We start from the raw sequence: 8,405 nt of genomic DNA, 5'->3' as shown, positions 1-8,405 counted from the left end.
AAGTTTATTGAAACGAATTTCAATAAACTTTCGGAAACATCATATTTTATAATGCCTTACGGTGTTTTTACCAACTATTTTTGACTATTAAACCCTTTTTTAAAAGAAACCAACAATCTAAACCACAATACCCTTACTTTTGCCTCAGTTTTAAAATAAGCTTTCATAGCAAATGAAGAATAAAAAAATATTTGTTTTTTTTCCAGACGGTGTGGGTTTGCGCAATTTTGCCTTTACGCAATTCAAAGCCATTGGTGAACAAAAAAGATATGAAATTGTATATTGGAATAATACCGTTTTTTCCCTAAAAGAGGAACTAGGGTATGAGGAAGTGAAAATTGAAAATCATAAGATTCACCCCTTAACGGCCATTTATTCAAGGGTTAGAAAACACATAGAACTCAATGTTTCGCAAAAGAAATTTAAGGATGAGGTGTATGCAACCTACAAATTTCCCTTTAATTACAATGGGATTAAAAATACGTTAAAGACCTTATATAGTAAACTCCTAATAGGTTTGTATTCTTCTGAAAAAGGGATTCTTTATATTCGAAACAGAATCAATACTTTAGAACGTTCCACGACGAAATACCAGTATTGTAAAGCACAATTATTGGAGCATAAACCCGATTTGATTTTTTGTACTACCCAGCGAGCTACACAATCCATTAGCGCCTTGTTAGCTGCTCAAGATTTAGGGATTCCTACCGTTGCCTTTGTGTATTCTTGGGATAATGTACCCAAGGCGATGCAAGTAGTGGAAACGGATTACTATTGTGTATGGAGTGAGTTGATGAAAAAGGAAGTATTGATGTACTATCCTTTTGTCAAAGATGCACAGGTTTTTGTAACAGGAACGCCTCAGTTTGAACCCCATTATGATAGTAGCTTAAGACTTAGTCGGGAAGCATTTTGCTCCCAAAATCATTTAGACCCAAACAAAAAATACATTTGTTTCTCAGGTGATGATGAAACCACTTCTCCTTTGGACCAATATTATTTAGAAGACTTGGCTAAGGCAGTGCGAGCTTTGAATCATAAAGGAGAAAATTTAGGGATAATTTATCGAAAATGCCCTGTAGATACTACTTCACGATACGATGATGTCATTCGGGATAATGCCGATGTCATTTCGGTTATAGACCCTTTATGGAAACCTTTCGGGAAACAGTGGAATGAGGTGTTGCCTACAAAAGCCGACTTAAAAATGCTCTACAATGTATGTACCCATTCAGAATTGGTTACTAATGTGTGTTCCTCTACTGTATTCGATTTTGTAGCCCATGATAAACCATGCATCTACTATAATTACGAGCAACCCCAGTTGAAAAAAGGCATTCGTGATATAGGACAAAATTACAACTACGTTCATTTTAGAAGCATGCCTAGTCCTCGAGCAGCTGTTTTTTGTACCGATAAAATGGAATTAGAAAATTTGGTCAAACAAATTTTAGAAGGTAAGTTATCCAATGTGGTAGACGGTAAGGAATGGTACAAAATTGTAGCAGGGAATCAACCTACTCAGGCTTCTTTGAAAATTTGGAATACTATTGATACTATTTTAAACTAAGTTATGTTTTTCAATTCCCTATCCTTTGCGGTTTTCTTACCCATTGTTTTTTTGTTGTACTGGTTTGTTTTTAATAAAACAAAGAGTAGTCAAAATTTACTTTTAATTGTAGCGAGTTATTATTTTTATTCTTGCTGGGATTGGCGTTTTCTTTTTTTATTGCTGTTTTCTACTTTTTTAGATTATTATACGGGCATTCGAATTGAGAAAAGTCAAAACGACAAAGGACGAAAGTTTTGGTTTTGGTTAAGTGTCGGAGTCAATCTAGGATTACTCTGTATGTTCAAGTACTATAATTTTTTTGCGAGTTCTTTTGCCGAATTTTTAAATGGTTTTGGATTGAAAGCGAGTCCATTTTTATTGGATGTGGTATTGCCTGTTGGGATTTCATTCTATACGTTTCATGGGTTGTCTTATGTGATTGATATTTATTACAAAAGAATCAAAGCCGAATATAATTTTATTGATTATTCTTTGTTTGTGAGTTATTTTCCGTTGTTAGTAGCGGGACCAATTGAACGTGCGACACATTTGCTGCCAGAAATAAAGGTGAAACGAAGTTTTAATTTCGAACAAGCTAAGGCAGGAATCTATCAGTTGATTTGGGGATTAGTCAAGAAAGTGGTGATTGCAGATACCTGTGCCACTTATGCCAATGCTATTTTTGATAATTACAATGGCATGAATTCACTTTCCTTAATTTTGGGAGCCATTTATTTTGCGTTCCAAATTTATGGTGATTTCTCAGGCTATTCCGATATGGCATTAGGGATGTCTAAATTATTTGGGTTAGAACTATTACGAAATTTCAATTATCCTTACTTTTCAAGAGATATAGCCGAGTTTTGGAGGCGTTGGCACATTTCATTATCTTCTTGGTTTCGCGATTATTTATATATTCCGCTAGGAGGAAGTAAAGGTTCTAAGTCCAAACAAGTCCGAAATGTATTTATCATTTTTGTGGTTAGCGGTTTTTGGCATGGAGCCAATTGGACCTACATTGCATGGGGTTTTTTGAATGCGGTGTATTTCTTGCCTTTATTATTGTCAAAACGAAATAGAAATAATTTAGAAGCAGCGCCCTTACAATGGAATTTAGAATCATTAACCACCATAGGACATATTATATTGACCTTTTTATTAACCTGTGTGGCTTGGGTGTTTTTTAGAGCCAATACCATTACAGACGCGTATTTGTATTTGAAAAGAATGCTAAGCTCGGGTGGTTTTGTCTCCCAATATTTGAGCAATGAACGGTACAATTATGAGTTAGTGATATTAATTTTATTTTTTGTTGGGGTCGAATGGTACAATCGCTTTAAGGAAGAACCCATTTCTGGAAAATACAGCAGGGTGAAACTTGCCTTGTGTTTGACCGCAATTTTGGCATTGGGAACCTATTCAGATTATAAGGAGTTTATTTATTTTCAGTTTTAGTGTTCTAAATTTTCGTTTTCCCCAGCCCTAAAGGGAGCCGAAAATTTTGAGGATTAGGGGTGGCAAGAAGTCAGTTAATGGGTTTTAAAATTATGCGAAAAAATAAAAATTTATCTGAAAACATGTGGAAAGGAGCGTCTCCACAAATTTTTTCTAATGCAAAAAAATTAAGAGAAAAGCAGACGGAAGCAGAAGAAAAACTTTGGTTAGCTGTAAAAGATAACCAAATAGGTGGCTATAAATTTAGAAGGCAACATCCACTTAGTGTATATATAGTTGATTTTTATTGCCATGCACTTAAGTTAGTAATCGAAATAGACGGTGAATATCATTTTGAAGAAGAACAGCAGCTTTTAGATGAAAAAAGAACATCAGATATTGAATTTCAAGGATTAAAAGTAATTCGGTTCACAAATGACGAAATCATGTTGAATTTACCTGAAGTTCTCGATAAAATCAGATTGTTCATTGATTTAAAGCAATAAACAAATCGAAAATAGGAACGGACAAAAATCTAAATTCTTTTTTCCACCCTTTAGGGAGGGGAAAGAAAAAAGAATTTATATTTTCCACTATTTAAGGCAATGCCATTAAGTTAAGTTATCGTCAGTTCGAGTTGAGACAAAATTTGCGACAGAAAATTTTATCTCAGTATCGAGAACTCTAGTTTAAACAAAACTTCTTGATATCTACCTGTCGGAAGACAGGCATTTTTAATAGTATAGCTGTAGCATTATTATTAAAAATCATTCGAAGTAACGGTAAACTTATTAACTAAATGACATTGCTCTTTAGGGAGTGAAAAAATTAAAAAGTGAAATCAAAAAATGAAACAATTTTTAGGATTTATTTTAAAAGGTAGTATAATTACAGTCGTACTAGCAATCGTCTTAGATGCAGGATATACTTTTGTGTACAATCAATCTAAGGACAGAGGGAAAATAGATTATGTTTTTAATTCGAATGCAAAGCATTATGACGTAGTAATTATAGGCTCATCACGTGCCAATAACCATTTTGTATCGCAATTATTTGAGGAGAAAGGATTAAAGACATTCAATTTTGGCATGAGTGGGGGGCATCTTTTTGAAGCCGATTTGTTGCTAAAATTGATGTTGGAACGAAAGTACAAAATCAAAAATCTAATTCTTGAGGCCGATTTGAATTTGTCAAATAAACATCGAGCCGAAGGTATTTCGTCTAAGTTTTTACCTTATTTACATACTTCAGAGGTAGTGAAGAATCACTTTTTGAAGGAAGAAGATTTTAAGGAGTTGTATTATATCCCATTTTACCGTTATATTAAATTTGATTCCCAAATAGGATTTAGAGAGATGTTTTTTAATCTTATTGAAAAAAAAACAAATCATTTGTTTCACTCAGGTTATCATGCTTTAGCAGTGGGTAAGAAAGGAAATATGAAAAACAATTTGACCAATTTGAAGCCATTGGTTCACAACAAATATTACGAGAGTATCAAACAGCTATGCATTCAAAATAATATTAATTTTATTCCCGTAATGACGCCAATGTGTGAGAATACTCAAGGAATAAATTACTTTGACAAAGTAAAAAAAGCTTATCCTGAAATTTACAATTATGAGAATGTAGTTGTAGAGGATCGCTATTTTTCTTCTTGCGGACATATGAATGACGCTGGGGCGAGATTGTTTACAGCGAGAATAATCAAAGACTTTTTTGATAAATAGCAATATGAAAATAGCGTTTTTAACACCTGAATATCCCCATCCTGAAACAGGTAATTCTGGAGGGATTGGAACCAGTATAAAAAACTTAGCCAAAGGACTTTTGGTAGCAGGTTGCGAGGTTCGAGTATTGGTGTATGGACAAAAAAGTGATGGTGTTTTTGATGATGAGGGAGTTTGTGTTCAACAAATAAAAAATGTCAAAATAAAAGGCTTGTCATGGTTTTTTACTCGAAAAAAAATTCAGCAAATAATTAATAACTTATATCGCTCCAAGCAAATAAATGTAGTTGAAGTAGCGGATTGGACAGGGATAAGTTCATTTATGTCTCTAGACTGTCCCGTTGTGATGCGACTCAACGGTTCAGATACTTATTTTTGTCATTTAGACGAGCGAGTGGTCAAATGGAAAAATAAATTTCACGAAAAACGTGCCCTTCAAAATGCAGACGGCTTGCTTTCTGTAAGTCAGTTTACGGCGGATACAACAAATGCTGTTTTTGGTTTGAAGAAAGACTTTACGATTATTCCTAATTCGATTGATGTTACTGCTTTTGCAAAAGATCAAAACGTACAAGTTTCCTCAAATACTATTTTATATTTTGGTAGTTTAATTAGGAAAAAGGGATTATTGGAACTACCGATTATATTTAATGAAGTCATCAAAGAAAATCCAACAGCTCAATTGGTCTTGGTAGGGAAAGATGTACCCGATATTATATCAGGTTCAGGGTCAACTTGGGAGATGATGAAATCTTTATTTTCTGAACAAGCGATGACTCAGGTGCGTTATTTAGGAAGTGTGCCCTATACTACCATACAAACCTATATCAATCACAGTGCCGTTTGTGTGTTCCCCTCTTTTGCTGAGGCTTTGCCAGTGTCTTGGATTGAAGCTATGGCGATGGAAAAAGCCATAGTTGCTTCTAATATAGGTTGGGCAGCAGATGTGATTGACGATAATGTGAATGGTTTTTTGGTTCATCCAAAGAATCATGTGGAATATGCTTCAAAAATTAATATATTGCTATCCAATAGCCAAATGAGAACTGAATTTGGTGTGGCAGCTAGAGCAAAAGTGATGCGTAAGTTTAGTATTGCAGTAGTCGCTCAACAAAGTTTGGCCTTTTATCAATCCTTAATTCAATAGATTTTGATTTTTGTTTATCATATAAATAACAAAATTAGTTCAGTGCATTCACAAGAAGGAACTGCTATTGAATGTGATGTAAAAGTTTCTATCGCGAAAGGATTGAATCAATTGGCAAACCGTTACCCTAGTGAAATTATAGTTTGGTGTCATTTGGATTTCAAAGTATCTTTAAATACTGAGGTTTTACCAGCGCTCTTTCATCATAATAAATTATTACTCTCTTATCGACCTAGTCTTTCTAATTTTATTAATGAAGCTATAGGTTATGTTGACGATTCCTTATTTGTCAATGTTAACAAGAAAGTAAGTTATCCTAGTTGGCAAATGAGTAGTATTGTTGGTATGGTACATGCTTCTGTTTTGATTGCCATAGGTGATACCATCCCTTTTGATACTGATTTTGATTATTATTTAAATTCAGTAGCGAAACTGGCAATGCCTTTAGGGTTATTGTGTTATTCGGAACCACAGTTATTGAAGAATGCAGGAATAAGCAACATTTCGACCTCTTCCCATTACACCCTTTTCAAATTTGTCAAACAACACTATCGAACCCGATGGGTATTTTTGTTGTTTCTAAATTTACTTATTTATGAGAAACGATTGGTATTGTTGCCATTTTTAACTTCTTTTTGTTTTAGAAAAAGGAATTCATCATTTAGTCTGGAAGGTGTTAAAGTTGTATCCTCCAAAGAAGTAATTGATGAGCCTACAATTGATGTTATCATTCCGACGATTGGGAGAAAACCATATTTATATGATGTGTTAAAAGACTTAGCGAAACAAATTGTATTGCCCAAAAAAGTGGTTATTGTAGAGCAAAATCCTGATGTAGCGAGTAGTAGTGAGTTGGATTATTTAGAATCCGAATTTTGGCCTTTCCAAATAAAACACATTTTCACACATCAAGCAGGAGCTTGTAATGCTAGAAATTTGGCATTAGATGCAGTGGAAAGTGACTGGGTTTTTCTTGCGGATGATGATATTGTTTTTGAAACTGATTTTTTTAAAAAATCGTTCCAGACTATTCTAGAATTTGACATAAAAGCAGTGTCTGTAAGTTGTTTGAGAGAAGGTGAAAAAAGTAATATAAAAAACATAATCCAATGGCGAAGTTTTGGTTCGGGTTGTAGTATAGTTGCAACTTCTATTCTAAAACAATCTAAGTTTAATGTTGGCTATGAATTTGGATTTGGAGAAGATTTCGATTTTGGGATGCAAATACGAAATTTGGGACAAGATATTATTTATCTACCGGAACCACATATTTTACATTTAAAAGCGCCCATAGGTGGTTTCAGAACGAAGGCTGTTTTGAAATGGCAAAAGGATAATATTCAGCCTAAGCCGTCCCCGACAGTTATGTTGAGCTGTATTTTACATAAAACGAGCAAACAACAATTGGGGTATAAAACAACCCTTTTTTTTAAATATTTTAAACATCAAAAAATAAAAAATCCGATTCGTTATTTGGTAAGTTTTAGGAAGCAATGGAATCAAAGTGTATTTTGGGCTAATCAATTAAATCAAAAGCAATGAAGTTTTCATTAGTGATTTGTACGTATATGAGACCTGAACCGTTGCTCTTGTTGTTAGAGTCGGTTAAGAAACAAACGGTTTATCCCAATGAAATTTTAATTATTGATGGTTCATTCAACGATGAAACTGAAAAAGTAGTCGAGAAAAATGGCTTTGATCAATTGCATTATTTTAAAGTTTCAGATGAAAATCGCGGTTTGACCAAGCAACGTAATTATGGAATAGAAAGAGTTGCAGAAGCAATAGAAATTATCTGTTTTTTGGATGATGATACGGTTTTAGAAACGGATTATTTTGAAAAATTAATGGAGACCTATCAGCTTCATCCAGATGCTTTGGGTGTTGGAGGCTATATTCATAATGAAACAAAATGGGATTATGTAGGGAATTGTTATAAAGCAACTCCAAATGAATTTTACTTTGATGGATGGAAACGGAAGGACGGGTCAAGATTTGTGCTTCGTAAAAAGTTAGGCTTGGACAGTAATTGTCCTCCAGGCTATTCTTCTTTATATTCCCACGGACGCAGTGTAGGCTTTTTGCCTCCATCAGGTAAAATTTATGAGGTCGAAATGTTAATGGGAGGGGTGTCTTCTTTTCGGAAGAAAGCATTCGAAACCTTGCAGTTTTCTACTTATTTTGAAGGCTATGGCTTGTATGAAGATGCCGACTTTTCTTTAAGACTTGCAAAAGTGGGTAAATTGTACCTCAATACTGCTGCGCAACTGTATCATTATCATGATGTTTCGGGCCGACCCAATCAATACCGTTATGGTAAAATGGTGGTTCGCAATGGCTGGTATGTATGGCGCGTGAAAAATCCTCATCCTGAGTTCAAGGACTGGTGGAAATGGCATTTGATTACATTGCTTTTGACATTCATCCGATTTAGTAATATCTTTACCACTAACAAAAAAAAGGAAGCTTTGACCGAAGCCATCGGTAGAATGGTAGGATGGTGGAGCTTGTGGTTCAACAAGCCAAAGTAAAAAGCATATTC

General features: G+C 34.3%; 7 protein-coding genes. All 7 read left to right on the top strand.

Features of this window, described 5'->3' with window-relative positions:
* Positions 1-172: 172 nt before the first annotated feature.
* The 7 genes from K5R64_RS01115 to K5R64_RS01085 all read left to right on the top strand — a co-directional run bounded on the left by K5R64_RS01115 (position 173) and on the right by K5R64_RS01085 (position 8,394).
* A complete protein-coding gene (locus K5R64_RS01115; protein ID WP_220759974.1) occupies positions 173-1,570 on the top strand; it encodes a UDP-glycosyltransferase in 1,398 nt (465 codons plus the stop codon).
* Between the two features lie 3 nt (positions 1,571-1,573).
* Positions 1,574-3,007 carry an MBOAT family protein gene (locus K5R64_RS01110; protein WP_220759972.1) on the top strand — a complete coding sequence of 478 codons (1,434 nt, stop codon included), beginning with the start codon at positions 1,574-1,576 and terminating at the stop codon, positions 3,005-3,007.
* Between the two features lie 92 nt (positions 3,008-3,099).
* On the top strand, positions 3,100-3,492 hold the full coding sequence (locus tag K5R64_RS01105) for an endonuclease domain-containing protein (protein WP_255580261.1): 393 nt from the start codon (positions 3,100-3,102) through the stop codon (positions 3,490-3,492).
* A gap of 342 nt (positions 3,493-3,834) precedes the next feature.
* The gene (locus K5R64_RS01100) at positions 3,835-4,716 is read left to right on the top strand and encodes a hypothetical protein (protein ID WP_220759970.1); all 882 of its coding nucleotides are present in this window, start codon (positions 3,835-3,837) and stop codon (positions 4,714-4,716) included.
* 4 nt (positions 4,717-4,720) lie between these two features.
* Complete coding sequence (locus K5R64_RS01095; protein ID WP_220759968.1) at positions 4,721-5,863, top strand: glycosyltransferase family 4 protein; 1,143 nt, start codon at positions 4,721-4,723, stop codon at positions 5,861-5,863.
* Positions 5,864-5,905: 42 nt separating this feature from the next.
* Positions 5,906-7,405, top strand: coding sequence for a glycosyltransferase family 2 protein (locus tag K5R64_RS01090; RefSeq protein ID WP_255580260.1), 1,500 nt, complete (start codon positions 5,906-5,908; stop codon positions 7,403-7,405).
* The gene (locus K5R64_RS01085) at positions 7,402-8,394 is read left to right on the top strand and encodes a glycosyltransferase family 2 protein (protein WP_220759964.1); all 993 of its coding nucleotides are present in this window, start codon (positions 7,402-7,404) and stop codon (positions 8,392-8,394) included. Before K5R64_RS01090 ends, K5R64_RS01085 begins: the two co-directional genes overlap by 4 nt.
* Positions 8,395-8,405 lie beyond the last annotated feature (11 nt).

The sequence above is a fragment of the Flavobacterium sp. UMI-01 genome (assembly GCF_019656315.1).
Taxonomy (GTDB): Bacteria; Bacteroidota; Bacteroidia; order Flavobacteriales; family Flavobacteriaceae; genus Flavobacterium.
Note: the sequence above shows the minus strand (reverse complement) of the source record. Positions and strands in the feature narration are given on the sequence as shown.

Bases quoted from the DNA above. Each gene is read 5' to 3' on its own strand.
- K5R64_RS01110 (WP_220759972.1), top strand. From the start codon at position 1,574: ATGTTTTTCAATTCCCTATCCTTTGCGGTTTTCTTACCCATTGTTTTT.
- K5R64_RS01100 (WP_220759970.1), top strand. From the start codon at position 3,835: ATGAAACAATTTTTAGGATTTATTTTAAAAGGTAGTATAATTACAGTC.
- K5R64_RS01105 (WP_255580261.1), top strand. From the start codon at position 3,100: ATGCGAAAAAATAAAAATTTATCTGAAAACATGTGGAAAGGAGCGTCT.
- K5R64_RS01095 (WP_220759968.1), top strand. From the start codon at position 4,721: ATGAAAATAGCGTTTTTAACACCTGAATATCCCCATCCTGAAACAGGT.
- K5R64_RS01115 (WP_220759974.1), top strand. From the start codon at position 173: ATGAAGAATAAAAAAATATTTGTTTTTTTTCCAGACGGTGTGGGTTTG.
- K5R64_RS01085 (WP_220759964.1), top strand. From the start codon at position 7,402: ATGAAGTTTTCATTAGTGATTTGTACGTATATGAGACCTGAACCGTTG.